Source organism: Nonomuraea sp. NPDC050536, from assembly GCF_044457685.1.
Classification (GTDB): Bacteria; Actinomycetota; Actinomycetes; order Streptosporangiales; family Streptosporangiaceae; genus Nonomuraea.
On the sequence record NZ_JBITHD010000023.1, the window covers coordinates 42,628 to 66,296 of the forward strand.

A 23,669-nucleotide genomic window follows, 5' to 3' on the forward strand; every position below is an offset into this window, starting at 1 on the left:
TCCTCTGACGTGGACCTACCCCTCAGACTTTCACTCCCTGTGCCCAGATTCCGGGAAACGACGCGGTCAATTGCTGTCCATATCCGGCCAGGTCGGAGACCGCTCCAGGGGGTCTCTAGACTCGTGGCCATGGAATCCCCTGCCGTCCAGATCGTCGATCTGGTCAAGCGCTACGGCGGCACCACCGCCGTGGACGGCCTGACCCTGTCGGCCGGACGCGGCGCGGTCACCGCCATCCTGGGCCCGAACGGCGCGGGCAAGACCTCCACGGTCGAGATCTGCGAGGGGTTCCGCAAGGCCGACGGCGGCACGGTGCGGGTGCTCGGGCAGCCGCCCGACCTGCCCGCGCTGCGCCCCAGGGTCGGCGTGATGCTGCAGGCGGGCGGGGTGCCGCCGGCGATGCGCTGCGCCGAGTGGCTGCGCCTGGTCTCCCGCTTCTACGCCCACCCGCTCGACTCCCGGGCTCTGCTGGTACGGCTGGGCCTGGCCGATCACGCCCGCACCCCCTACCGGCGCCTGTCCGGAGGCCAGCAGCAGCGCCTGTCGCTGGCGGCGGCCGTGATCGGGCGGCCCGAGCTGGTCTTCCTCGACGAGCCGACCGCCGGGCTCGACCCGCAGGCCAGACACGCCTGCTGGGAGCTGGTGGGCGAGCTGCGGACGGCCGGGGTGTCGGTGGTGCTGACCACCCACCACATGGAGGAGGCCGAGCGCCTGGCCGACCAGGTGGTGATCATCGACAGGGGCCAGGTGGTGGCCGAGGGCAGCCCCGCTTCGCTGACCGGCGCCGAGCGGCAACTGCGCTTCCGCGCCCGTCCCGCGCTGGCCCTGGAGGAGCTGCTCAACGCGCTCCCCGACGGCAGCGCGGCCAAGGAGTCGCCCGCCGGCCACTACATCATCGAGGGGCAGGTCGGCCCCGAGTTGCTGGCGACGGTCACCGCCTGGTGCGCGGCCGAGGGCGTGACCGCCGACGACCTGCGCATCGAACGGCGCACCCTCGAGGACGTCTTCCTGGAGCTGACGGGCAGGGAGCTGCGATGACCACGCTGGACCTCACTCCCTCGCCCGGGGCGGCGCCCTTCCCGCGCATGGTGCTCGCGCAGGCCGGCGCCGAGGTACGCGCGATCCTGCGCAACGGCGAGCAGCTGCTGCTGACCCTCATCATCCCGGTGATGCTGCTGATCGGCTTCTCGCTGGCCCCGCTGGTGGACGTGGGCGGCGGCAGCCGGGTCGACTTCCTGGCGCCCGGGGTGCTGGCGCTGGCCATCATGTCGACGGCCTTCACCGGCCAGGCCATCGCGACCGGGTTCGAGCGGCGCTACGGCGTGCTCAAGCGGCTCGGCGCCACGCCTCTGTCGCGGCCGGGCCTGATGCTGGCCAAGACCGCCGCCGTGGTGGCGGTCGAGCTGCTGCAGGTGGTCGTGATCGTGGCCGTGGCGCTGGCGCTCGGCTGGCATCCGCACGGCTCGGCGCTGGGCGCGCTGCTGCTCGTGCTGCTCGCCACGGCGGCCTTCAGCGGGCTCGGGCTGCTGATGGCGGGCACGCTGCGGGCCGAGGCCACGCTGGCGGGCGCCAACCTGGTCTACCTGGTGCTGCTGGGGCTGGGCGGGGTGGTGTTCCCGCTGTCGAAGTTCCCTCCGGGGATGCGGTCGGTGCTGGAGCTGCTGCCGATCTCGGCGCTCACCGGCGGCCTGCGGGCCGTTCTGGGCGCGGGCGTGTTCCTGCCACTCGCGCCCGTCGCGGTCCTCGCCGCCTGGGCGGCGCTCAGCTTGGGACTCGCGTCCCGATTCTTCCGCTGGGATTGACGTCCTCTCCGGCCCGGGTAGCCAAAGATTCCAGCACCACCCGAAGGTGGCCTGTCGGTTCGCGGTGCACCGGCCCAGCAACCCGAGCCCTTCCCGCGCAGCAACCGCCCGCCCGGCGGCCGTACAGCATGCCCCGCTTGGCTATCGCGAGACGTGGCCACTCTAGCCGTCCCAGCCGACAAAATCAGGAGATCACACTGCCGTACCGCTTTCTGGCGAGGGCGGCGACGGCGGTGAGGGGGATGGCGACGGCGGCGGACAGGCCGAAGAGCAGGGCGTAGCGGGCCGTGGTCGGCGACGGGGCCGGCCGCCCAGGACGAGGCGGCGCTGCCGACGAACAGGGCGGCGGCGAAGAAGGCCACGGCCGTGCCCCTGGCCCGGGGCGCGACCGAGGTGGCCCAGGTCTGCAGCGAGGAGTGCATGAACGACCAGCCGCCGCCCAGCAGCAGCGCCGTGACGGCGACCGTGGCCAGGCTGACCTCGAGCGTGACCAGGGCGTAGCCGAGCACCATCTGCGCGCCGCCGACCGCGATGAGCAGCCACCCCGGCCAGGTCCGCGACAGCCGCTTGACCAGGCGGGAGAAGAGCCAGACGCCCACGCCGTAGGCGGCGGTGGCGGGGCCGGCGACCGCGATGGCCACGCCGTGGTGCTCGAGCGCGGCGGCCAGGAAGGCCATCGTGCCCAGCAGGACCGCGCCCTCGACGAAGGCCAGCCCGAACACCAGCAGCGCCCACCGGTTGCCCAGCACCGCGCGCACGTGCCCGGCCAGGCCCTCGACCTCGGCGCGCGGCGGCTCGGGCAGCCCGCGCAGACCGTAGGAGCAGGCCAGCGCGGCGACGGCGGGCACGGCGAAGACGATCCGCCAGTTCAGTGCGCCGGCCAGCACGCCGCCGAGCGCGGTCGCGGAGGCGGTGCCCAGGGCCATGAAGCCCATGAGGTCGCTCAGGGCGCGCTGACGCAGCGAGGCCTCGACGGTGTCGCCGAGGTAGGTCAGGGACGTCGGGATGATCGCGCCGAAGCAGGCGCCCGCGACGATCCTCGCGGCGACGAGCGTGCCGAGGCCGGGCATCAGCGCCGAGGCGATCCCGGCGGCGGCCGCGCCGGTCAGGGCCAGGCGCATCAGGCGTACCCTGCCGAAACGGTCGGACAGGATGCCCCACAGCGGCTGGGAGAGCCCGTAGGCCAGGAAGTATCCGCTGGCCGCCGCCACCGCGGCCCCGAGCGGGGCGTGCATCGTGGCCGCGATGAGGACCAGCATCGAGGTGACGGCGAACCGGTCGAAGCTGCTGGCGAACGATGCGGCGGCCAGGGCGTACGGCGGGCGGACCCGGATGGCGGGAGGCTGGTCGAGCGCGGTCACCCCCCTATGATCCGGGCGCTCCGTCCCGGTATCCAGGGTGTATCGCTACCCCCTTTAGCCGGTTATGTCGGTCGGGGTCTGTACTCTCGGAGCTCTGTGCACTCTGAGGAGCCTGGATGACCGCCTTCGCGTTGAACGAACCTTTCGACCGCCGGCCGAGCGTGCCCGAGGGGGTGCGTGCCGCCGCCAACTCGATCCCGCCCTCCACGCTGGTGTTCCTGGGGATCCTGTCGGTGCAGCTGGGTGCCGGGTTCGCCAAGGAGTTGTTCGGCACGCTGCCGCCGAGCGCCGTGGTGTTCGTGCGGATCGCGGCGGGCGCCGCGATCATGGCGGCGGTGGCCAGGCCCAGGCTGCGCGGGCTCGGCTGGCGCGACTGGATGGTGGGGCTGGCGTTCGGCGCGGTGCTGGCGCTGATGAACCTGACGTTCTACGAGGCGCTGTCGCGGCAGCCGCTGGGCATCACGGTGGCGATCGAGTTCCTCGGCCCGCTCGGTGTGGCGGTCGCCGCCTCACGGCGGCGGCTCGACCTGCTGTGGGTGGGGCTAGCGGCGCTCGGCGTGGTGCTGCTGGCACCGTGGGGGCAGTCGGCCGGGATGAGCTGGGTCGGCATCGGGTTCGCGCTGGTGGCGGGGGCCTGCTGGGCGGCCTACATCCTGCTGTCGTCGGCCGCGGGCAAGCGGTTCCCCGGCACGCAGGGCCTGTCGTTCGCGATGGTCGTGTCGGCGCTGCTGATCGCCCCCGTCGGCATCGCCACCGGCGGGTCCGACCTCCTGCAGCCGCACCTGCTGCTGATCGGGGTCGGGGTCGGCCTGCTGTCGTCGGTGATCCCGTACTCCCTGGAGCTGCAGGCGCTGCGGCGCATGCCCAAGCACGTGTTCGGCATCCTGATGAGCCTGGAGCCGGCCGTGGCCGCGCTCATCGGCGTGCTGGTGCTCGGCGAGATCCTCGGCGTGCAGCAGTGGGCCGCGGTGTGCTGCATCGTGGCCGCCAGCCTGGGCTCCACCCGCCGGCGCTCCTGACGCCGGAAATACGGCCGCCGCGCGCCCGGAGGATGGGGCCTCGGGCGCGCGGCGACTCCGGCTCGGCCTGTGGAGTGGGCGGGCGGCCGAGCCGCGGAAGGGCCCCGGCGGAGGGTGGGTTCCGCTTGGCCCAAAGCTCGTGAACACTTTCACAAAGCATCGTACCAGGGAATCGGACATTTCACCCAATGTGCAAGGCTTCCCTTTGCCGCTCTGACCTCGCATGATGTCTCTATGAGATGCATCGGCTACTCCTCGTGACCACGCCCGTCCGACGGACGAGCGACTGGATGGCGGTCGTCCGAGCTGAGGAGAGCGCCCAGCCCGACGCCTACCACGCCGATCCCTGCGCCGAGGTGTTCGTCACCGAGGAGGCCAGGCAGGTGGTGGCCGCCTTCAAGCCGTTCCATCCGCCGTCGGAGGTCGTGCCCGTGCGGGCCAGGCTGGGCGACAAAACGCTGCTGTCCTCCGGCGTACGGCAGGCCGTGTCGCTGGGCGCGGGCAGCGACTGCCGCCCCTACCGGCTGCCGCTCGAGCCGTCGTTCGCCTACTACGAGGTGGACCTGCCGGGGCAGCTCTCAGGCAAGGCGGAGGCGCTGGCCCAGGCGGGCTACCATCCCCGGTGCCGGGTCGTCTGCGTGGAGACGGACCTGCGTTCGCCGCCGCCCTCGGTGGCTCCCGGCTTCGACGCCAGCATGGCGACGCACTGGATCGTCGAGGGCGTCTTCTATTACCTGACCTCCGCCGAGGCCGAGTCGGTGATCGGCTGGATCACTCGCCAGTCGGGTCCCGGCTCCTGGCTGACTTTCGACATCCCGCATCCCCGCTTCTTCACGGACCCGGATCACCAGCCCTTCCTCCGCGAGATGGCCGCCCACGGAGTCCCCTTCGCCGGCGCCGTGGAGGACCCGGTGGCCTGGCTCGCCCCGCACGGCTGGACCGCCGAGGCGGCCACCCACCGTGACATCGCCGAAGGCCGTTGCCCGTGGCTCGCGCCCCTGCCGCCTCGCCTGCGCGGGCGTAAGCAGGACATCTGGCTGACCCGCGCCCATCGCTGACCGGGCGGGCTATTCGGGGCGGTCGGCCCAGATGCCGCGGACGTGCTGGATGTGCTCGGACATGATGTGCTCGACCGTGGCGGTGTCACCGGCCTGGAGGGCGTCCAGGAGGGCGAGGTGCTCCCGGCCCGAGTCGGTCAGCGTCCCCCTGGCGTACAGCTGCGAGAGTCCGTAGAGGCGGGCCCTGTTACGGAGATCGCGGACCACCTCGACCAGGTGGGCGTTGCCTGACAGCGCCAGTAGTTCCACGTGAAACCGCAGGTCAGCGTCCACGTATGCGAGCAGATCCCCACGTTCCGCCGCAGAGACGATCTCCTCCGCGACGGGCCGCAACCGCGCGAACTCGGCCGCCCGCCCCGCATCCGCCAGCCTGGCGACGGTCGGCACCTCGATCAGCTGCCGGATCTCCGTCAGCTCGTCCAGGTCGCGGTCGGACAGCTCGGTCACCCGGAACCCCTTGTTCCTGACCGCCTCGACCAGACCCTCCTTGGCCAGGTCGAGCATGGCCTCGCGCACGGGCGTCGCCGAGACGCCGAACTGCGCGGCCAGCACGGGCGCCGAGTACACGACTCCCGGCCGCATCTCGCCCGTGATCAACGCGGCCCTGAGGGCGTGCGCCACCTGCTCGCGCAGGCTCTGCCGCTCCCCCACCACCGGCAATTCGAGCCGATCCTCCGCACTCATCAGGCCACCTCGTCCTTCCTCGCACCCACCGCACCCGCGCCCACATCCTCCCAGCCCACGCCACTCCCCGTGCCCGAGCAGCGTCGGCGGGACCCTAGGTCCACGCTTCGTAGGCGGCGGCCGCGACCACCAGGTCTTCCCATGCCATGCCCGTGCTCTTGAAGACGCGTGGCCCCCTGGCGGGCGGCACCCTGCCGGCGACCAGGTCGGCGAGGTTTCCCGCCAGGTGACCAGAGGTGATCGTACCGTGGCGCAACGGGATGATCACATCACCCGCTTCCGTGAGGGCCGCGGTTCTGGCCTCGACGACCACGGTGGCCCGGGCGATCAGGTCGGAGTCGAGCTCGCGGACGTCGGGCTCGTGGGATCCGACGGCGACCACGGCGGTGCCGTCCCGCACGGCCTTGCCGGGGAAGAGCGGCTCGCGCGCCGTGGTGCAGCAGGCCACGATGTCCGCCTCCGCCACGGCCGCCTCGATCTCCCCGTCCGACGTCCCGGCGGTCAGGGAGGTCGCGGGCAGGCCCAGGGAGTGCGTACGGCCGGCGAGGGCCCGGGCGCGCTCGGGGTCGCGGGCGACGAGCGTGACGTGGTCGAGCGGGCGGATCGCGCGCATCGCCAGGATGTGTCCCCACGCCTGCGGTCCCGTGCCGAACACGACGAGCCGGCGGGCGTCGGGGCCGGCCAGGTGCTTGACGGCGAGCGCCGACACGGCCGGGGTGCGCAGGGAGGTGATGGCGATGCCGTCCATGGCGGCCACGGGTGTCAGGGTGTCGCCGTCGAACAGCAGATACGTCCCCTGGATCCTGGGCAGTCCCCGGGCGGGGTTCCCCGGGGCGATCGTGACGGCCTTCAGTCCCGCGTACCGGCCCACGGAGGCGGGCATCATGAGCAGCTGCCCACCCGGCAGGTCGACGTGCGGGCGCTGGGGGGTGTCCTCGGGGTCGAGGCCGGCGCGCAACGCCTCCTCGAGGAGCTGTACGGCGAGCGTCACGGGCACCAGCCGCTCGATCTCCGCGGCGTCGAGATACGGAAGCGCGTTCATGACCCCAGCATCCTGCCTCGAACCCCGCCATCTCGCGACGAACTCACCATCCGGCTCCACCAATCCTCCTCACCGCACCGGCGACCAGCACCAGCGCGCCGACCACCGCCGAACCCCTGCCCGCCACCCCGGCACCAGCCTGCTTCACCCCAGCACGTGGAGCGGGGACTCACCGTGCCAGGGCGCCGGGCGACGCCGTACACCTCCCCGCCGACGCGGCGCCGAGGCCCGGAGCCGTGGGGTTCGTGCGGGCCCGCCGTACCAGGGCGCCGGGCGACGCCGTACGCCGTCTCGCCGACGCGGCGCCGGGAAGGCGGCGCATCCGTCCCGCCGCCGCGCCCGTGGGGCGAGCTGTGGGGCTCGCCGGGCCGAGGGGCCGGAGGGCGCCGGGTCGCGCGATTTGGGGTTGGGCGTGGAACGGCCCCGCCGGCGCGGCGCCTGGAGGGGGACGCCTCGGCGCCGCGCCGGCGGGGTTCGGAGGGGGTCATCGGAGGGTGAAGCCGGGGCCGAGAGGGTCGGCCGGGTCGAGGTCGAAGGTGTGGCGGCCCGTCCGGTAGGCCATCCCGTCGATTTCGGGGATGATCCCGTCCGGCGTCACCGAGGCCACGCGGGCCTGGAAGGTAGTGCCGATGATGCTGAAGTGCTCGAGCGATTCCAGCGCCGGGTGGTCGGCGGCCAGCAGGGCCAGCCGGGCCGCCGTCCCGGAGCCGCAGGGTGAGCGGTCCACCTCGCCGTCGGCGAAGACCGTGACGTTGCGCTGCCTGATGACCGTGTCCGTGCCGGGGAGCTCGTCGTAGAAGATCACGCCGTAGACGCCCGAGAGGCGGTCGTCCGTGGGGTGCCGGGAGACCGGATGGTCCGCCAGGGCGGCCTTGATGCGGCGGGCGTGCGCGATCAGGTCCGTCAGGTGTTCGGGCGCGACCGTCAGGCCGACGGCCGAGGCGGGCAGCGAGGCGTAGATGGCCCCGCCGTACGACACGTCCAGCGTGACCCCGGCCACGGACACGTTCCTGGCCAGGACCGTGGAGGGGACGTTGCGGAAGGTCACGGACTCGACGCGGCCCGCCGTACAGGAGACCAGGGCCGTGACACGCCCGGAGGGGACGTCCACGACCACGGGCGTGACGCCGTCGGGGTCGGCTTTGACCAGGCCCTCATGTACGGCGTGCACCGCCAGGGCGATGGTGCCGTGGCCGCAGGCGGTGGAGTAGCCGTCCTTGTGCCAGAAGAGCACGCCCAGGTCGGCGCCGGGATCGTCCGGCGGGACGAGGAAACAGCCGTACATGTCGGCGTGGCCGCGCGGCTCCTGGCACAGCAGCTGCCGCACGAAGTCGTGGCCGGGAGCGTTGACCCGCCGCTCGAGCACCGTCTCGCCGGGGATGTCCGGAGCGCCGGAGGTGACGATCCGGAAGGGCTCCCCGGCGGTGTGGTAGTCGATCGTGGTGATCTGTGCTGTTCGGTTCACTCGCTACGCTCGCTCACAGGATGAATCCCTCGGGGAACGGGTCGCGGGGATCGAGGAAGTACTGGGCGGTGCCGGTCACCCAGGCCCGGCCGGTGATCGTGGGCAGGACAGCGGGCCGGTCGCCGACGGTCGTCTCGCCGATCAGCCGCCCGATGAAGCGGGTGCCGATGAACGACTCGTTGACGAAGTCGGTCTCCAGCGCCAGCTCGCCCCTGGCGTGCAGCTGGGCCATCCGGGCGCTGGTCCCGGTGCCGCACGGGGAGCGGTCGAACCAGCCGGGGTAGATGGCCATGGCGTGCCGCGAGTGCGCGGCGGTGGAGCCGGGCGCGGTGAAGTAGACGTGGTGGCAGCCGCGAATGCGCGAGTCGAGCGGGTGCACGGGCTCGTCGGCGGCGTTGATCGCCTCCATCGTGGCCAGCCCGGCGGCGATGATCTCGTTCTTGGCAGCCCGGTCGAAGGGCAGCTTGTAGGCGTCGAGGTCGACGACGGCGTAGAAGTTGCCGCCGTAGGCCAGGTCGTAGCCGATGGCCCCGAACCCGGGCACCTCCACGACGGCGTCCAGCCTGTCGGCGTAGGCGGGCACGTTGCGGATCGTGGCCGACATGGCCATGCCGTCCTCGACGGCGACGTCCACCTCCACCAGCCCGGCGGGCACCTCCAGCCGGATCGTGGTGACGGGCTCGACGACCTCCACCATGCCGGTCTCGACCAGCACGGTCGCCACGCCGATCGTGCCGTGCCCGCACATGGGCAGGTACCCGGACACCTCGATGAACAGCACGCCCCAGTCGGCGTCGGGCCGGGTGGGCGGCTGGAGGATGGCGCCGCTCATGGCCGAGTGGCCGCGCGGCTCGTTCATCAGCAGCTGCCTGATCGGGTCCAGGTGCTCGCGGAAGTAGATCCGCCGCTCGGCCATCGTGGCGCCGGGGATGACGCCGATCCCGCCGGTGATGACGCGGGTGGGCATGCCCTCGGTGTGGGAGTCGACCGCGTGGAAGACTCTCTTGCTCCTCATCGCAGGCCCTCGGCCAGGGCCTTCTCGGTGGCGGCGCGCACCACGGCCTCCAGCTCCGGCTCGAGCGGCAGGCGCGGGGCGCGGCACGGCCCGCCACGCCGGCCCGCGATGTCCATGGACAGCTTGATGGCCTGCACGAACTGCGTCTTGGAGTCCCAGCGCAGCAGCGGGTGGAGCTTGCGGTAGAGCGGCATGGCCGTTTCCAGGTCCCCGGCGACGGCGGCCTGGTAGAGCGCCACGGTCGAGGCGGGCAGCGCGTTGGGGTATCCGGCGATCCAGCCCACGGCGCCCGCCAGCGCCAGCTCGACCAGCACGTCGTCGGTGCCGATCAGCAGGTCCAGCCCGGGCGCCAGTTCGGCCAGCTCGTAGGCGCGCCTGGGGTCGCCGGTGAACTCCTTGACCGCCACGATCAGGCCTTCGTCGTACAGCCGGGCCAGCAGGGCAGGGCTGAGGTCGACCTTGGTGTCGTAGGGGTTGTTGTAGGCCACGATCGGGATCCCGGCCTTGGCCACCTCGCGGTAGTGCTCGACCACGATCTGCTCGTCGGCCCGGTAGGTGTTGGGCGGCAGCAGCAGCACGCTCCCGCAGCCGGCGTCACGGGCCTGCTCGGCCCAGCGCCGCGACTCCGCCGAGCCGTAGGCGCCCGCGCCCGGCATCACGTTGCGCCCGCCCACGGCCGCCACGGCGGTCTCCACCACCTTCGCCCGCTCCTCAGGGCTGAGGGTCTGGTACTCGCCGAGCGAGCCGTTCGGCACCACGCCGTCGCAGCCCTGCTCCACGAGCCACCGGCAGTGCTCGGCGAAGCCCTCGAAATCGACCGACAGGTCGTCACGGAGGGGCAGCGCCGTCGCCACCATCACACCATGCCAGGGCTTAACGCGATTGGTCATCATCGATCCTCTCCAGTGCGCCGAGCGTGATCGGCTGAACAACGGGTCGCCGGGGAGCCTGGGGCGCCTCCCCGGTCAGGCAGGACACGGCGTAGCCGCACATCCTGCCCTGGCACCAGCCCATTCCCGGGCGGGCCAGCAGCTTGACGGAGCGCGCGTCGGTGGCTCCCAGCGCCTGCGCTTCGCGCACGGCCGACAGCGGCACCTCCTCGCACCTGCACACGAGCGTGTCCCCGGCCAGCCAGTCCTGCCAGCCGGGCCGCACGGGGTAGGCCTCGAGCAGCGCCCGCGCGAACGCCCGCAACCTCGCTCGCCTCCGCACCAGAACATCGGGTACGGCAGGCCGCCCGCCCGGCGCAGCGCCCTCGTGACGGCCGTCGTGATGCGGGACGGCGGCGTGGTGGGACGCGGCGGACACGGCGGCGGCGATGGCCAGGCCCGCGATGCGGCCTTCGAGCTCGGCCAGCGGAGCCCCGCCGACACCCGTGGGCTCGCCGGCGGCCCACACCCCGGGCACGGAGGTGCGCTGGCGCGCGTCGACGGCCACGACCGGAGTCCCGTCGAGGTCCGCGCGGGTCGCGCAGCCAAGCTGGACGGCCAGGTCTGTCTGCGGCACGAACCCGTACGAGACGGCCAGCGTGTCGCACGCGATCGTCCGGGTGTCCCGCACCCGCCAGTCACGGTCGAGCCGCCCGACGGTCACGTGGGTGAGCTCGTCGCGCCCGTGCGCGGCGACGACGGCCTGCCTGCCGTGGTACGGCACGCGGTGCCGGGCCAGCGTGAGCGCGTACCCGGCGGCCTCGCCCGCCTTGCCCATGGCCAGCAGCGGATGCCGTCCGAGCCCCACCCGGGATCCGGCCTCCAGTACGGCCGCCACCTCGGCACCCGCCTCGGCCAGCCCCGCGGCGACCGGCAGCAGGAACGGTCCCGTGCCCCCCACCACGATGCGGCGGCCGGCGATCACGTGCTGCCCTTTCAGCAGGGCCTGGGCGCCGCCCGCGGTGAGCACGCCGGGCAGGTCCCACCCGGGGAAGGGCAGCGGCCTGTCGTGCGCCCCGGTGGCGACGAGCAGGTGGTGGGCGTGCAGGATGACGGGCTCGTCGTCGTGGGTGGCGTGCACGGCGAAGGTCTCGCCCTTGGTCACCGACCACACCTGGTGGCCGAGGAGCACGTCGGCCCGCTCGCTCACGGCCGCGGCCTGCCGCAGGAAGCGCGGCAGCCCGGCCTGGCCGGCTCCGCGGACACCGCCGTCGGCGTCGGGGAAGTGGCGGAAGTACTGGCCGCCCAGGCGGGCGCCGAGATCCAGCAGGGCCACCCGGAGACCGGCCTGCGCGGCGGCGAGCGCGCCCGCCACCCCGGCAGGGCCGCCGCCGACCACGATCAGGTCATAGGTCATGACGTGCTCACCTCGTCCCCGGGCTGGGCCTCCAGCAGGCACGCCCGCTGTTCCCGCGCGCCGTTGACGGTGACCAGGCAGTCGAAGCACACCCCGATCCCGCAGAACAGCCCGCGCGGCCGCGCGCCGAACCGGGTCGTCCGCCATGACCGGATCCCGGCGGCGTGCATGGCCGCTCCCACGCTCTGCCCCGGCTCGACGCTCACGGTCCGCCCGTCCACGCTGATCTCGAAGCTCATCGGTCCCCCTCGAAGCGGTCGGGCCTGAAGGGCCCCAGGTCCAGCGAGGGACGCTCCCCCGACAGCAGCTGCGCAAGCAGCCGCCCGGTCGCGGGCGCCAGCCCGATGCCCGCGCCCTCGTGCCCGCAGGCGTGGTAGAGCCCGGGCATCCGGGGATCGGCGCCGATGACGGGCAGGTGGTCGGGGCAGTACGGCCTGAAACCGCAGTAGGTCCTGATCACCCGCACATCGCGCAGCACCGGGAACAGCGCCGTCGCCTGCGCGGCCAGCCGCCGCAGCACCGTCGTGGACGGCGTGCGGTCGAAGCCCACCCGTTCCCTGCTGGCCCCGATGAGCACGCTGCCCGCGGCGGTGCCCTCGACGACGGCGGAGGTCTCCAGCTCGGCCGAGTCGCTGGCCACGTTCGTCACGTAGGCGGCGGTGTAGACCTTGTGCCGGATGAGCGGCTCCCGCAGCGGCTCGGTCACCAGGATGAACCCGCGCCTGGGCAGGATCGGCAGGTGCACGCCGGCCAGCTCCGCGACCGACCCGCCCCAGGTGCCCGCGGCGTTGACCACGGCTCCGCCCAGGATGTCCCCGGCGGAGGTCCGCACGCCCGTGACGGCCCCGTCTCTGGTGAGGAACCCGGTCACGGTCACGCCGGTGCGCAGCCGTACCCCGCCGAAGCGCTCGCGCGCGGCGCTGAGCAGGCGTGCGGCGGCCAGCATGGGCTGGACCTGGGCGTCCTGCGGGTAGAAGACCCCTCCCACGAGGTCCGGCGTGAGATGCGGCTCATAGCCGGACACGTCGCGCGTGACCTCGTGCTCGACACCCTGCTTGGCGGCCAGCTCGACGAGCTGCTCCAGAATCGCGGGGGTCTCGGCGACGACCAGGCCGCCCTTGGCCTCGAACTCGAAGTCGATCCTGCCGGCGAGCGAGCGCCACAGCTCGTTGGACAGCAGGGCGAGGTCCAGCTCGGGTCCCGGCTCCTTGTCCGAGACCAGCACGTTGCCCTCGCCCGCGCCCGTGGTGCCGCCCGCGACAGGGCCACGGTCGACGACGGTGACGTCCAGGCCGGCCTCGGCCGCGTAGTACGCGGTCGCGGCGCCCACTACTCCGGCACCGACGACGATCACGTCGGGCATTTCCACCTCCCGCTCAGTAATATGTCACATATTTCGCGCGATGGGAAGGCGTTCGACCTCTACCGATGCCTCCCCCGTCACGCTGATGCGGACACCCGCCGCCTCATCGGTGAAGACCTGCCCAGGAGCGTAGGCGGCGTCGTCGAGCTGGTGGCACCCGGCGGCGGGAGCCTGGTCGGGACGGGCGTCCATGACCTTGATCGGCCCTTCGCCGGTGGCGACGGAGGAGTCGACCCGGTAGATGAGTACCCCGTTGGAGCAGGCCTTGTCGTCCAGGCCCGTCCGGGTGCGGGCCTCGACGGCGTAGGCGCTGGTCTCACCGGTCTTGACCACGACGAGCCTGGTCGGGCCGCCGAGCCGGTAGTGGCCGCTGACGGCGCAGGCGACCTGGTCGTCGTCGAGCCAGCCGAGCTTCCACTGGTGCCAGCCGAAGTAGCGCGGCGCGGGGCCGCTGATGAGCCCCATCAGGTCCCAGCCTCCGACGAAGCGGTGGTAGTCGGTGCCGGTGAAGGCGTACAGGTCGGGCAGGCCGAAGACGTGCCCGGTCTCGTGGTCGATGACCTTGTAGCCCCAGCGCCACATGTCCTGGCCGAGCGTGACGGACCAGCGCACCGGCCGCCCGTCGGCGATCACACCGGGCGCGGCCGGGTCGTAGAGGTAGGTGGGCGAGAAGGTGACGGCGGCCGCGTTCTTCGGCGGGACGATGTAGACGATGTCGTAGGCGGAGAAATCCACCTCCGGATCGGCTGCGGCGACCGCGTCCCGGACGTACTGCTGGTGCTGCTCGTAGGAGATGCCCCGCTCGAACCCGTAGGTGGTGCTGGCTGACGGCATCCGGTACCAGGTCCGCACCGGCGTGATGGCCAGACGGGCCCGCCCGTTGGAGGCGGTCCGCAGCCACCCGGCCGCGGGGGTGAGCGCGTCCTCGTACTCCTGCGTGCTCCCGGAGGCGGGCGCATCTGGGAAGTCGACGAACAGCATCACCGCCCTGATGACGCCGGTGGCCTTCCTGAACTGCCGGTGGTCGGTGTCGTGTCCCTCGTCGGTCCATCCCGTACGGCCCGGCAGAGCGCACTGCGAGAGAGGGGCCTGCCTGTGCGGGACCGGGGTCAGCGTCAGGGCGACGGCGAGAGCCAAGTGGGTGATCATGGGGGGTGTCTCCTTTCAGAGAGCCAGCTGGATGAGCCGGTCGAGCACCTGCTCGCCGGAGGCGGTGACGCCGTCGTGCTCCCACTCGTTGGTCACCCACGCCCGCACGTTGCCGACGGCGGCGGCGGTTTCCAGGGAGAGCCCGGCATCGACGTACATGTCGTCGTGGTAGACCGCGGCGGCGACCGGCACCTGGTTGGACGCCAGCCGTTCGAGGTCGTAGAGGTCAGGCCAGTCGTCGACGTGGGCCAGCAGGTGGGCGGCCCCGGCGTAGGGGCGCAGGGAGGCGATCTCCTCGAACATCCAGGGATAGATCATCTCCCCGGTGAACGGCAGGTCCTGGAAGGCCCGGTCGGCGGCCCAGGCGGTGGCTTCGCCCGGCCGGCCGTAGATGCTCTCCTGGAGCACCGCGAAGAGCGGATTGCCGGTGAAGCCGGTCTGCTGCATCACCTGGTAGCGGAAGTCGGGCGAGAGCTCGTCGCCGTCCCAGGCGTCCTCCAGCAGCCAGTGCACCCGCTCGAACCCGGCGCCCATGCCGAACCCCAGGCCCAGCGTCCGCAGCCGCCGCACGGTGAGGCGGTCGCCGTCGGGCAGCCGCACGTCGCGGGAGTCCAGCAGCTTCTCGATGGCGCGCATCCGCTCGGCGTCCTCGGGGTAGCGCCGGTGGAACCGCCTGACCTTCTCCGCCACCCTCGGATAGGTGCGCTCGTACACCTCGTCGGCCGTGGCGGTGAGCCCCGGCAGGCCACCGGTGACGTAGCAGGCCTTGAGCGCCTTCGGGGCCCGCGACAGGTACGTCATCGTGACGAAGCCGCCGTAGCTCTGCCCCAGCGTCTCCCACCGCTCGACCTCCAGGGCCTGCCTGATGCGCTCGCAGTCGGCCACGATCGAGTCGGCCCTGAAGTGGCGCAGGTACCGCGCCAGGGCCTCCTGCGAGCCCAGCCGTCCGGGGGTACACGGCGTGACCGGGGTGCTGCGGCCGGTGCCGCGCTGGTCCAGCAGCAGCACCCGGTGCGTCCGGAGGGCGCGGGCCAGCCACCCGTCAGGGCCCAGCGGCCGTGGCGACCTGCCGCCGGGGCCGCCCTGCAGGTAGACCAGCCACGGCAGGTCGTCCCCGCTGCGTGCGGGGTCGACGGCGGCCCGGGCGAACACCTCGATGGCCGGGCTGTCCGGGTCGGCGTGGTCGAGCGGCACGCGGAAGGTGTGGTCGGTCAGGTGGAGCCCGTTCACAACGGTCCTTTCAGTCCAGTGGGTGATGGCAGGCGACCTCGTGACCGCCTTCGCGCCGCACCAGCGCGGGCCGTTGCACGGCGCACACGTCGGTGGCGCGGTCGCAGCGGGTGCGGAAGGGGCAGCCCGACGGCGGGTTGGCCGGGCTGGGCAGATCACCGGAGAGCACGACCCTGGGCCGGGTGCGCTCGATCTTCGGGTCGGGAATGGGCACGGCCGACAGCAGCGCCGCCGTGTAGGGATGGGCGGGGTTGGCGAACAGCTCGTCCCTGGAGGCGACCTCGACCACCGTGCCCAGGTACATGACCGCGATCCGGGTGCACACCTGTCGTACGGCGCCCAGGTCGTGCGCGATGAACACGTAGCCGAGCCGCTCCTCCTCCCGCAGATCGAGCAGCAGGTTGAGGATCTGCGCCTGTACCGACACGTCCAGGGCCGACACCGGTTCGTCGCAGACGATCAGCTTCGGCCGCAGCGCCAGCGCCCGGGCGATGCCGATGCGCTGCGCCTGCCCGCCGGAGAACGTGCGGGGCAGCCGTTCGGCGTGCTCGGGCAGCAGCCCGACCCGGCGCAGCAACTCCTCGACCTCGCCGGGCTCGGGACGCAGCCCCTGGTAGCGGTAGGGGGCGGTGAGGATCTCGCGCACGGTCTTGGACGGATTGAGCGACGAGTACGGATCCTGGAAGATCATCTGCAGGTCCCGGCGCACCGGCCGCAGGGCCCGCTCGCCGAGCCCGGTCAGCTCGCGCCCGGCGAAGCTGACCGTGCCCTGTGTCGGGTCGATCAGCCGGGTGATCAGCCGGGCGGTGGTGGACTTGCCGCAGCCCGACTCGCCCACCAGCCCGAGTGACTCCCCCGCCGCCACGGCGAGCGTGACGCCGTTGACGGCGGTGATCGGGCCGAAGCGTTTGACCAGGCCGGTGGCCTCCAGCAGGGCGGTCATGTCACCTCCAGGCGGTGCGGCACGGGGCGGTCGATGCGCGGTACCGCGGCCAGCAGCCGCCGTGTGTAGGGGTCCCGGGGACTGTCGAACACGCTGACCGCGGGTCCCCGTTCGACGGCCCGGCCGTCGTTCATGACCAGCACCTCGTCGGCCATCCCCGCCACCACGCCCAGATCATGGGTGATGAGCAGGACGGCTGTGCCGTACTCGCGCCTGAGCTCGGCGAGCAGGGCGAGAATCTGCGCCTGCACGGTCACGTCCAGGGCGGTCGTGGGTTCGTCGGCGACGATCAGCTCGGGTTCCAGGCAGAGCGCCATCGCGATCATCACGCGCTGACGCATCCCGCCGGAGAACTGGTGCGGGTAGTCGCGGGCGCGCCTGCCCGGCTCGGGGATGCCGACGCGCTCCAGCATCCGCACCGCGACCTCGCGGGCGCCCCTGGAGCCGGTACGGCGGTGCGCGCGATACGCCTCGGCGATCTGGAAGCCGACCGGGTAGTACGGGTTGAGCGACGACAGCGGATCCTGGAAGATCATCGCCATCCGGTCGCCGCGCAGCCGCCGCACGGTACGGGCCGGCGCCGACAGCAGTTCCTGCCCGTCGAAGCGGATCCGGCCGGAGACCGTGGCCTCGCCCAGCAGCCCCATCACGGCCAGGCTGGTGACCGATTTGCCGCAGCCGGACTCGCCCACCAGGCCGAGCACCTCGCCCGCGGCCAGCTCCAGCGACAGCCCGTCGACCGCACGCACCGGGCCGAAGGAGACACCCAGGTCCTCCACGCTCAGCAGGCTCATGCCGCCCCCAGCCTGATGCGCGGGTCGAGCACCGCGTAGAGCAGGTCCACGACCAGATTGGCCAGCACGATGAAGCCCGCGGCGAACAGCGTGACGCCCAGGATGACCGGCTGGTCGGAGCTGTTGATCGCGTCGGCGGCCAGCTTGCCCACGCCGGGCAGCCCGAACACCGACTCGGTGATGAGCGCGCCCCCGAGCAGCGCGCCCAGGTCCATGCCGAACACGGTCACGATCGGGGTGAGCGCGGGCCGCAGCGCGTGGCGGCGGATCACGGTGGACTCCGGCAGGCCCTTGGCGCGTGCCGTACGGACGAAGTTCTGCCGCAGCGCGCCGATCAGCTCGGCGCGCGACAGCCGCGCGTACATGCCCGCGTACAGCGTGGCCAGCGCGATCCACGGCATCAGCATCGAGGCGAACCATCCGCCCGGGTCCTCGGCGAAACCGACCGCGCGCGGGTAGGGCAGCAGCCGCAGCACGACGACCAGCACGTACTGCAACACCAGCGCGGTCAGGTAGACGGGCAGCGACACCCCGCCGAGCGCCGCGGCCATCGCCGTCCGATCCCACCACGACCCCTTGCGCAGCGCGGCCAGCACGCCCGCTCCCACGCCCACCACCAGCCACAGCACGGCGGCGCCGAGCGCGATCGAGGCGCTCACCGGCAATCTGCCGACCAGCAGCTCCCGCACCGGCACGTGCGTCTGGAAGCTGAACCCCAGGCACGGCACCGGGCACTGGACGGCGGTCGCGCCGCTGCCGTAGGAGCGCCCGGCCACCAGCCCCTTCAGGAACGCCGCGAACTGCTCGGGCACCGGCCGGTCCAGGCCCAGCTGGCCGCGGATCTCGGCGATCCGCTCAGGTGTGCAGGCCTTGCCACAGGCCTTCTGCGCGGGGTCGTCGGGCGCCACATAGAAGATCGCGAAGGTGAGCGCGCAGATGACGAGCAGGATCCCGGCCGCCGCGGCCAGCCGCCGGGCGAGAAAGGCGATCATCGTTCCCCCTGCAGCGCATCGCCGACCAGGTGGAAGGAGAGCACCGTGACCAGCAGCAGCACCCCGGGGATCAGGAAGTAGACCGGGTCGGCGGCGTACCACTGCACGGCGGAGGCGATCATCTGCCCCCACGACGGGGTCGGCGGCCGCACCCCCACGCCCAGGAACGACAGCCCCGCCTCTGTCGCGATGTAGCCGGGGATCGACAGCGTGGCCACGACGAGCACCGGGCCGGTCAGGTTGGGCAGGATCTCGCGGAACAGGATCGCGCCCCGCGGCGCTCCCAGCACCCTGGCCGCCTCCACGAACTCGCGGCCGGCCATCGCCATCGCCTGCCCCCTGACGATCCTGCCGATGTACGGCCAGCCGAACAGGCCCAGCACGCCGACCAGGATCAGCTCCCTGTCGCCGTCCGGGGCCACCGACATGATGGCGATCATGAAGATCAGGCTGGGGAACGACATGAGCAGATCCATCAGCCGCCCCACCGCCATGTCGGCCCATCCGCCCAGGTACCCGGCCACCAGCCCGAGCGCGGTGCCGACGGCCGTGGACACGATGGTGGCCGCCAGTGAGATCAGCAGTGAGACCTGGGCGCCCCAGACGACCCGGGCCAGCACGTCCCGCCCGCTGCCCGGCTCCACGCCCAGCAGGTGCCCGGCCCCGATCCCGCCCCAGCCGCCCCTGGGGAGCCCGCCCAGGGCAGGGTCAATCGCCTCGGGATGGAACGCGGTGGGTGACTGGCCGGTGACCGCCGTGATGACCGGAGCGCCGGCGGCCATGAGGACCAGCAGGCCGATGACGACCGCTCCCGCCAGCGCGGCGCCTCTCAGCCTCATGCGGCGCCCTTGAGCCCGACCGTGGCGAGATCCACCCGCCCGACGAAGGCGACGTGACCGTAGGCGCCGGTCACGTTGGGGCCGACGAGGAAGGCGGACTTGTCCCACAGGAACGGCACGATCGGGGCGTCCTTCATGATGCGGGAGGCCAGTTCGCCGTAGGCCGTGGCTGCCCTGGCGGGGTCGGTCATCGCGGCGATCTCGTCGAAGCGCTCGTCGACCTCCTTGACCGAGTACTGGGAGCGGTTCTGGTTGCCCTGCTTGACGATGGCCCGGCCGTCCAGGATGTTCGGCAGGAACGTCGACGGGCCGGTCCAGTCCGGCGTCCAGCCGTCGATGACCAGGTCGTGTTCCTGGGAGACGGTGCCGACCGTGCTCCAGAAGGCCGACGAGCTGATCTCGTTGACCTTGACGCGGATCCCGGCTCTGGCCAGGGCGGCCTGGACGGCCTCGGCTTGCGCCTTGCCACCGGGCGTGGCGGGTGCGTCCAGGGTGAGGTCGATCCCGGCCGCGTGGCCGGACTCGGCCAGCAGCGCCTTGGCCCGGTTCACGTCCTGGGGGTAGGGGTCCTCCTGGGTGTGCCCGGGGATCGACGGCGGCAGGATGGTGGTGGCCAGGTCTCCGGCGATCGGACCGCCGCGGACGGTTCGCAGGGCCTCCTTGTCGAGGGCGTAGGCGACGGCCTGCCGTACGCGGACGTCGTCGAGAGGCTTGCGGGCCGTATTGAGCGCGAGGAAGCGGGTGTTGGTCGACTCGCCCAGGACCAGGCGCTGCTTCAGCCGCGGGTCGGTCTGGACCTGGGCCACCGAGGCGGCGGTGACGGGCTCGAACTGGACGGCGTCGGCGTCCTCCCCCTGAGCGGCGATCATCCGCTGGTCCAGGACGGCAGGGTCGAGGTTGAGGTCGATGACCACCCGATCCGGCCGCGCGGTGCGCACCGGGTCGGTGGACCTGTCCCAATGGGGGTTGCGGACCAGCTCGATCCGCTTCTTGGGCTCGAACGAGGCGATCTTGTACGGGCCGGAGGAGAAGGGCCGGTTGTCGTAGGCGACGCCGGCTTCCTTGTCCTTGGGCACCGGCGAGAACAGCGGCAGCGACACCGCCGAGCCGAAGTCGGCCACCGGCCGGTTGAGGTGGAAGACGATCGTCGCGTCGTCGGGCGTCTCGATCGAGGCCAGCTCGCCGCCCTGGAGCGGGCCCTTGTAGCCGGCGCCGCCCTTCAACCAGTTCCTCGCGTACGGCGGGCCCTCGGGCAGCTCGGGCGCGAAGGAACGCTCGACGCCGTACTTGACGTCCTTGCTGGTGATCGGGCGTCCGTCCTCGTATTGGATGCCGGGTTTGAGGTGGAAGGTCCAGGTCCTGGCACCGTCGGACGGGGTGCCGAGGTCGGTGGCCAGGTCGGGCACGATCTTGCCGCCCGCGGCGCCGGGCGCGGCGGCGTTGGTGGTGAGCGTGCGGTAGATCAGGCGGGCCACGTCGATCGTCGAGGTGACGTAGTTGCGCGCCGGATCGAGGTGCTCCAGGTCCAGCGGCGACAGCACGTGCAGCGTGCCACCGCCCTTCTGCTCGGCCCCGGAGGTGCTCTGCCCGCAGGCGCTCGTGACCGTGGTCATGACGGCGAGCGCGAGAATGACACGTCTTCTCATCACCCCTCCAATGTGAAATGGCACATGTTGTTATGGCGGAATCCTGAACTCTCGGTAAACAGCCGGGCAGCTCTCGAAAACCCATAACATTGGGTTATGGACCTGGAGGTTCGGCATCTGCGCGTGATCTGCGCCGTGGCCGAGAGCGGCAGCCTCACCAAGGCCGCCAAATCGCTGCGGCTTTCCCAGCCGGCGCTCACCGCCCAGCTGCGCAGGATCGAGTCGATGCTCGGCGGCGTGCTCTTCGACCGGACCGTGCACGGGGTTCGGCCCACCGCCTTCGGCGAGCTCGTGCTGGCCAGGGCCCGGTCGGTGTTGCCCGCCATCGACGACCTGGCACTGGGCCTGCGGGCGCTGGACCGGCCGCAGCGGCTGCGGATCGGCTCGGTCAACGCGCCGCTGCTGCCCGGGCTGGTGGCGGCGCTGCGCGGCGAGCGTTCCGGCACGACCGTCAGTACGGTCACCCGCGGGGCCTCCACCCGGCTGGTCGAGCTGGTCGAGGCCGCCCATCTGGACCTGGCCGTGGTCGGCGACTGCCCGGGGTTCGAGCTCGCCACCCGGCCCGGCGTGGTGCTGCATCCCGTGGTGACCGAGCCGACGTTCGCGATGATGGCCGCCGACCATCCGCTGGCCGCCAAGCCGGAGGTCACGTTGCGCGAGCTGGCCGCCGAGAGCTGGGTCGCGCCGCCGCCCGACGACGACCGCGTGCGCGAGTACTGGTCGACCGTCTTCCACGCCGCCGGGCTCAGGTTCCACGTGCTGCACGAGGTGGAGGGGCAGGTACAGACCGACCTGGTGCTGGCGGGGCAGGGCATCAGCCTGTGCCAGGCCACCTTCCGCCAGTTGCCCGGGCTGGCGATCCGGCCGATCGCCGGCAACCCGCTGTGGTACCGCCACCTGCTGGCCTGGCACCGCGACGGGCAGCTGGCCGCCCGGTCCGAGGAGGTCGCCGAGGCGGCCCGGCATGCCTACCAGGCCGTGACGGCCCGCAACGAGGTGTATCCCGCCTGGCTCGCGGGCTGATGGCGAGACCGCCCATACCGGCCCCTACCATCGATGACGTGAAGCTTTCCAAGGACCACCTCCTGTCGTTCTGGACCCCGACGGCGGAGTCCATGCGGGGATGGGCGCTGGCGTCCGTGGTGGTCAACGCGGGCATCGCGGTGACGGGCGCGGCCGTGCGGGTCACCGGCTCCGGCCTGGGGTGCCCGACCTGGCCCAGGTGCACGCCTGACAGCTTCATCCCCATCGCGCATCCCGAGACGGCGATGTCCACGATGCTCGTCGAGTTCGGCAACCGGCTGCTGACGTTCCTGGTGCTGGCCGTCGGCTTCGCCTGCGTCGTCGCGGCGGTACGGCTGGCGCCGCGCAGAAAGGCGCTGGTGTGGCTGGCGCTGGCGCAGCCGGCGGGCATCGTGGCGCAGGCGCTGTGGGGCGGGCTCGTGGTGCGCAGCCTGCTCCACCCGATCACGGTGGGCGTCCACTTCCTGATCTCGATCGGGCTCATCGCCACCTGCTGGATGCTCTACGCCCGCGCGAGCGAGGGTGACGGGCCCGCCAGGCGGACCGTGCACCGCGACATCCGCCGCCTCGGCTACGTCCTGCTGCTGGCCGTGATGGCGCTGCTCGTGGTCGGCGTCGTGGTGTCCGGCACCGGCCCGCACTCGGGCGACGCGCTGGCCTCGCGCTTCCCCTTCGACATCGAGTCCGTGGCACGCCTGCACGCCGACGTCGTCTACGTGGTGGTCGGGATGACCTTCGCGGTGCTGTTCTCGCTGCACGTCAGCGACTCGACCAGGACCGCGCGGCGGGCCGCGCTCACGCTGCTCGTGGTGGAGCTCGCCCAGGGCGCGGTGGGCTACACCCAGTACTTCCTGGCCGTGCCCGCCTTCCTGGTGGGGGTGCACGTGCTGGGCTCGACGCTGGTGTGGATCGCGGCGCTGCGGCTGGTCACGTCGCTGCGGACGCGGGGCCCGGTGGAGGCGGCTCCCATCCCCTCCCCCAGCGCGGCTGGCGCCGCCGTCTAAGCCTTTGTGCCAGGGTATGTGGCGATAGGTCCGCCACTCCCCCACCGGTGCGAGGTGCCGTTTGCCAGGATTTATCGGCCGATTGCCGAAGCTGCTGGGGAATGTCCACCACTCTCGTAGCGCGCAGCGGCGCGTCTACCAGGCGCTCGTGCTCGGCAGCGTGCTCGCGCTGGCGCCGATGACCTGGGCCTGGCTCTACAGCTCCGGCCATCGGGAGGTGGCCGACACCGGCGGGTGGCTGGGGCGGGTGCCCGACCTGGGGACGGCGCTGGTGCTGGGCGCCCGGGTGAACGGCGAGCAGCCGACAGGGATGCTGGCGCGCAGGCTCGACATCGCCGCCGAGCTGTACCGGGCGGGCAAGGTCAAGGCACTGCTGCTGTCCGGCGACAACAGCCGGGTCGGCTACGACGAGCCGACCGCGATGCGCGACTACCTGGCGGCCAGGGGCATCCCGGTGAGCGCGATGGTGCTCGACTACGCCGGCTTCGACACCTGGGACTCGTGCGTGCGGGCGCGCAAGGTGTTCGGCGCGCAGCGGCTGACCGTGGTGACGCAGCTGTTCCACCTGCCGCGGGCGGTGGCGCTGTGCAGGGCGGCCGGCCTGGAGACGTACGGGGTGGGCGACGACTCGGTCAAGCTGTGGCCCGCGCCGACCTACAGCTACGCGGTGCGGGAGCTGTTCGCCACGGGCAAGGCTTTCGCCGACGCACTGGTGTTCAGGTCGGACCCGGTCTTCCCCGGCCCTCCGGAGACGTCGCTGCGCCGCGTGCTCGCAGGCTGAAACACCAAAAGGTGCCGATCTTCGGCGGCGTTTCTGGCAATTTCGCGATCTATGACGATCTTTGATGGCTGGTTACATTCCAGGTCGGCCCGCACAGCTCGTCATCTCCGGGGAGGGTCTGGGGGTTCTCCGCCGAACCTGTGCGGGGCGATGTCGACATGAAGCCTCCGGCG

General features: G+C 72.3%; 22 protein-coding genes and 1 pseudogene. 7 read left to right on the forward strand and 16 right to left on the reverse strand.

The features are described 5' to 3' along the window. Positions 1-129 precede the first annotated feature (129 nt). On the forward strand, positions 130-1,038 hold the full coding sequence (locus ACIBHX_RS42990; protein WP_397073580.1) for an ABC transporter ATP-binding protein: 909 nt from the start codon (positions 130-132) through the stop codon (positions 1,036-1,038). Continuing rightward, on the forward strand, positions 1,035-1,802 hold the full coding sequence (locus tag ACIBHX_RS42995; protein ID WP_397073581.1) for an ABC transporter permease: 768 nt from the start codon (positions 1,035-1,037) through the stop codon (positions 1,800-1,802). Before ACIBHX_RS42990 ends, ACIBHX_RS42995 begins: the two co-directional genes overlap by 4 nt. 377 nt (positions 1,803-2,179) lie before the next feature. Here the strand turns inward: ACIBHX_RS42995 and ACIBHX_RS43000 are convergent. Then, positions 2,180-3,061 (reverse strand): annotated as a pseudogene (locus ACIBHX_RS43000) (MFS transporter); the annotation flags it as partial. A gap of 218 nt (positions 3,062-3,279) precedes the next feature. On the opposite strand from ACIBHX_RS43000, the gene ACIBHX_RS43005 reads away from it, so the two are divergent. Together ACIBHX_RS43005 and ACIBHX_RS43010 are read left to right on the forward strand one after the other, a co-directional pair. Beyond that, positions 3,280-4,182, forward strand: a complete 903-nt coding sequence (locus ACIBHX_RS43005; RefSeq protein ID WP_397073583.1) for an EamA family transporter — start codon at positions 3,280-3,282, stop codon at positions 4,180-4,182. 257 nt (positions 4,183-4,439) lie between these two features. Further along, positions 4,440-5,240, forward strand: coding sequence for a class I SAM-dependent methyltransferase (locus ACIBHX_RS43010; RefSeq protein ID WP_397073585.1), 801 nt, complete (start codon positions 4,440-4,442; stop codon positions 5,238-5,240). A gap of 9 nt (positions 5,241-5,249) precedes the next feature. Here ACIBHX_RS43010 and ACIBHX_RS43015 read toward each other — a convergent pair whose 3' ends face one another. From ACIBHX_RS43015 to ACIBHX_RS43085, 15 genes are all read right to left on the reverse strand, one after another. Next, on the reverse strand, positions 5,250-5,924 hold the full coding sequence (locus tag ACIBHX_RS43015; RefSeq protein WP_397073586.1) for a GntR family transcriptional regulator: 675 nt from the start codon (positions 5,922-5,924) through the stop codon (positions 5,250-5,252). 94 nt (positions 5,925-6,018) lie between these two features. Then, positions 6,019-6,966, reverse strand: a complete 948-nt coding sequence (locus ACIBHX_RS43020) for an ornithine cyclodeaminase family protein (protein ID WP_397073588.1) — start codon at positions 6,964-6,966, stop codon at positions 6,019-6,021. 484 nt (positions 6,967-7,450) lie between these two features. Then, positions 7,451-8,431: a proline racemase family protein gene (locus tag ACIBHX_RS43025; RefSeq protein ID WP_397073590.1), complete on the reverse strand. Its 981-nt coding sequence runs from the start codon at positions 8,429-8,431 to the stop codon at positions 7,451-7,453. A gap of 13 nt (positions 8,432-8,444) precedes the next feature. Beyond that, positions 8,445-9,446 (reverse strand): proline racemase family protein, encoded by a 1,002-nt coding sequence (locus tag ACIBHX_RS43030; protein WP_397073592.1) that lies wholly within the window; start codon positions 9,444-9,446, stop codon positions 8,445-8,447. Further along, complete coding sequence (locus ACIBHX_RS43035; RefSeq protein WP_397073593.1) at positions 9,443-10,336, reverse strand: dihydrodipicolinate synthase family protein; 894 nt, start codon at positions 10,334-10,336, stop codon at positions 9,443-9,445. Before ACIBHX_RS43035 ends, ACIBHX_RS43030 begins: the two co-directional genes overlap by 4 nt. Further along, positions 10,320-11,732 (reverse strand): NAD(P)/FAD-dependent oxidoreductase, encoded by a 1,413-nt coding sequence (locus tag ACIBHX_RS43040; RefSeq protein WP_397073595.1) that lies wholly within the window; start codon positions 11,730-11,732, stop codon positions 10,320-10,322. The genes ACIBHX_RS43035 and ACIBHX_RS43040 overlap by 17 nt, the downstream gene beginning before the upstream one ends. Then, positions 11,729-11,971: a (2Fe-2S)-binding protein gene (locus tag ACIBHX_RS43045; protein ID WP_397073596.1), complete on the reverse strand. Its 243-nt coding sequence runs from the start codon at positions 11,969-11,971 to the stop codon at positions 11,729-11,731. Before ACIBHX_RS43045 ends, ACIBHX_RS43040 begins: the two co-directional genes overlap by 4 nt. Further along, positions 11,968-13,095 (reverse strand): NAD(P)/FAD-dependent oxidoreductase, encoded by a 1,128-nt coding sequence (locus ACIBHX_RS43050; protein WP_397073597.1) that lies wholly within the window; start codon positions 13,093-13,095, stop codon positions 11,968-11,970. Before ACIBHX_RS43050 ends, ACIBHX_RS43045 begins: the two co-directional genes overlap by 4 nt. A 24-nt stretch (positions 13,096-13,119) precedes the next feature. Next, positions 13,120-14,244 carry a M6 family metalloprotease domain-containing protein gene (locus ACIBHX_RS43055; protein ID WP_397073598.1) on the reverse strand — a complete coding sequence of 375 codons (1,125 nt, stop codon included), beginning with the start codon at positions 14,242-14,244 and terminating at the stop codon, positions 13,120-13,122. A 15-nt stretch (positions 14,245-14,259) separates the two neighbouring features. After that, the gene (locus ACIBHX_RS43060) at positions 14,260-15,474 is read right to left on the reverse strand and encodes an alpha/beta fold hydrolase (protein WP_397073600.1); all 1,215 of its coding nucleotides are present in this window, start codon (positions 15,472-15,474) and stop codon (positions 14,260-14,262) included. A gap of 10 nt (positions 15,475-15,484) precedes the next feature. Next, a complete protein-coding gene (locus tag ACIBHX_RS43065) occupies positions 15,485-16,417 on the reverse strand; it encodes an ABC transporter ATP-binding protein (protein ID WP_397073602.1) in 933 nt (310 codons plus the stop codon). Further along, positions 16,414-17,211 (reverse strand): ABC transporter ATP-binding protein, encoded by a 798-nt coding sequence (locus ACIBHX_RS43070; protein ID WP_397073604.1) that lies wholly within the window; start codon positions 17,209-17,211, stop codon positions 16,414-16,416. The genes ACIBHX_RS43065 and ACIBHX_RS43070 overlap by 4 nt, the downstream gene beginning before the upstream one ends. Then, entirely contained in the window at positions 17,208-18,203 is a 996-nt protein-coding gene (locus ACIBHX_RS43075; RefSeq protein WP_397073606.1) for an ABC transporter permease, read from the reverse strand. The genes ACIBHX_RS43070 and ACIBHX_RS43075 overlap by 4 nt, the downstream gene beginning before the upstream one ends. After that, positions 18,200-19,042 carry an ABC transporter permease gene (locus ACIBHX_RS43080; RefSeq protein ID WP_397073608.1) on the reverse strand — a complete coding sequence of 281 codons (843 nt, stop codon included), beginning with the start codon at positions 19,040-19,042 and terminating at the stop codon, positions 18,200-18,202. Before ACIBHX_RS43080 ends, ACIBHX_RS43075 begins: the two co-directional genes overlap by 4 nt. Then, positions 19,039-20,688, reverse strand: coding sequence for an ABC transporter substrate-binding protein (locus ACIBHX_RS43085; protein ID WP_397073610.1), 1,650 nt, complete (start codon positions 20,686-20,688; stop codon positions 19,039-19,041). The genes ACIBHX_RS43080 and ACIBHX_RS43085 overlap by 4 nt, the downstream gene beginning before the upstream one ends. 96 nt (positions 20,689-20,784) lie before the next feature. Between ACIBHX_RS43085 and ACIBHX_RS43090 the strand changes: the two genes are divergently transcribed. From ACIBHX_RS43090 to ACIBHX_RS43100, 3 genes are all read left to right on the forward strand, one after another. Beyond that, positions 20,785-21,711 carry a LysR family transcriptional regulator gene (locus tag ACIBHX_RS43090; RefSeq protein WP_397073612.1) on the forward strand — a complete coding sequence of 309 codons (927 nt, stop codon included), beginning with the start codon at positions 20,785-20,787 and terminating at the stop codon, positions 21,709-21,711. Positions 21,712-21,749: 38 nt separating this feature from the next. Then, positions 21,750-22,715 (forward strand): heme A synthase, encoded by a 966-nt coding sequence (locus ACIBHX_RS43095; protein ID WP_397073613.1) that lies wholly within the window; start codon positions 21,750-21,752, stop codon positions 22,713-22,715. 82 nt (positions 22,716-22,797) lie between these two features. Continuing rightward, positions 22,798-23,496: a vancomycin high temperature exclusion protein gene (locus ACIBHX_RS43100; protein ID WP_397073615.1), complete on the forward strand. Its 699-nt coding sequence runs from the start codon at positions 22,798-22,800 to the stop codon at positions 23,494-23,496. Positions 23,497-23,669 lie beyond the last annotated feature (173 nt).

Coding starts and splice junctions, on each gene's coding strand:
- ACIBHX_RS43005 (WP_397073583.1), top strand. CDS start 3,280: ATGACCGCCTTCGCGTTGAACGAACCTTTCGACCGCCGGCCGAGCGTG.
- ACIBHX_RS43045 (WP_397073596.1), bottom strand. CDS start 11,971: ATGAGCTTCGAGATCAGCGTGGACGGGCGGACCGTGAGCGTCGAGCCG.
- ACIBHX_RS43085 (WP_397073610.1), bottom strand. CDS start 20,688: ATGAGAAGACGTGTCATTCTCGCGCTCGCCGTCATGACCACGGTCACG.
- ACIBHX_RS43090 (WP_397073612.1), top strand. CDS start 20,785: ATGGACCTGGAGGTTCGGCATCTGCGCGTGATCTGCGCCGTGGCCGAG.
- ACIBHX_RS43015 (WP_397073586.1), bottom strand. CDS start 5,924: ATGAGTGCGGAGGATCGGCTCGAATTGCCGGTGGTGGGGGAGCGGCAG.
- ACIBHX_RS43020 (WP_397073588.1), bottom strand. CDS start 6,966: ATGAACGCGCTTCCGTATCTCGACGCCGCGGAGATCGAGCGGCTGGTG.
- ACIBHX_RS42990 (WP_397073580.1), top strand. CDS start 130: ATGGAATCCCCTGCCGTCCAGATCGTCGATCTGGTCAAGCGCTACGGC.
- ACIBHX_RS43080 (WP_397073608.1), bottom strand. CDS start 19,042: ATGAGGCTGAGAGGCGCCGCGCTGGCGGGAGCGGTCGTCATCGGCCTG.
- ACIBHX_RS43050 (WP_397073597.1), bottom strand. CDS start 13,095: ATGCCCGACGTGATCGTCGTCGGTGCCGGAGTAGTGGGCGCCGCGACC.
- ACIBHX_RS43070 (WP_397073604.1), bottom strand. CDS start 17,211: ATGAGCCTGCTGAGCGTGGAGGACCTGGGTGTCTCCTTCGGCCCGGTG.
- ACIBHX_RS42995 (WP_397073581.1), top strand. CDS start 1,035: ATGACCACGCTGGACCTCACTCCCTCGCCCGGGGCGGCGCCCTTCCCG.
- ACIBHX_RS43075 (WP_397073606.1), bottom strand. CDS start 18,203: ATGATCGCCTTTCTCGCCCGGCGGCTGGCCGCGGCGGCCGGGATCCTG.
- ACIBHX_RS43055 (WP_397073598.1), bottom strand. CDS start 14,244: ATGATCACCCACTTGGCTCTCGCCGTCGCCCTGACGCTGACCCCGGTC.
- ACIBHX_RS43065 (WP_397073602.1), bottom strand. CDS start 16,417: ATGACCGCCCTGCTGGAGGCCACCGGCCTGGTCAAACGCTTCGGCCCG.
- ACIBHX_RS43035 (WP_397073593.1), bottom strand. CDS start 10,336: ATGACCAATCGCGTTAAGCCCTGGCATGGTGTGATGGTGGCGACGGCG.
- ACIBHX_RS43040 (WP_397073595.1), bottom strand. CDS start 11,732: ATGACCTATGACCTGATCGTGGTCGGCGGCGGCCCTGCCGGGGTGGCG.
- ACIBHX_RS43030 (WP_397073592.1), bottom strand. CDS start 9,446: ATGAGGAGCAAGAGAGTCTTCCACGCGGTCGACTCCCACACCGAGGGC.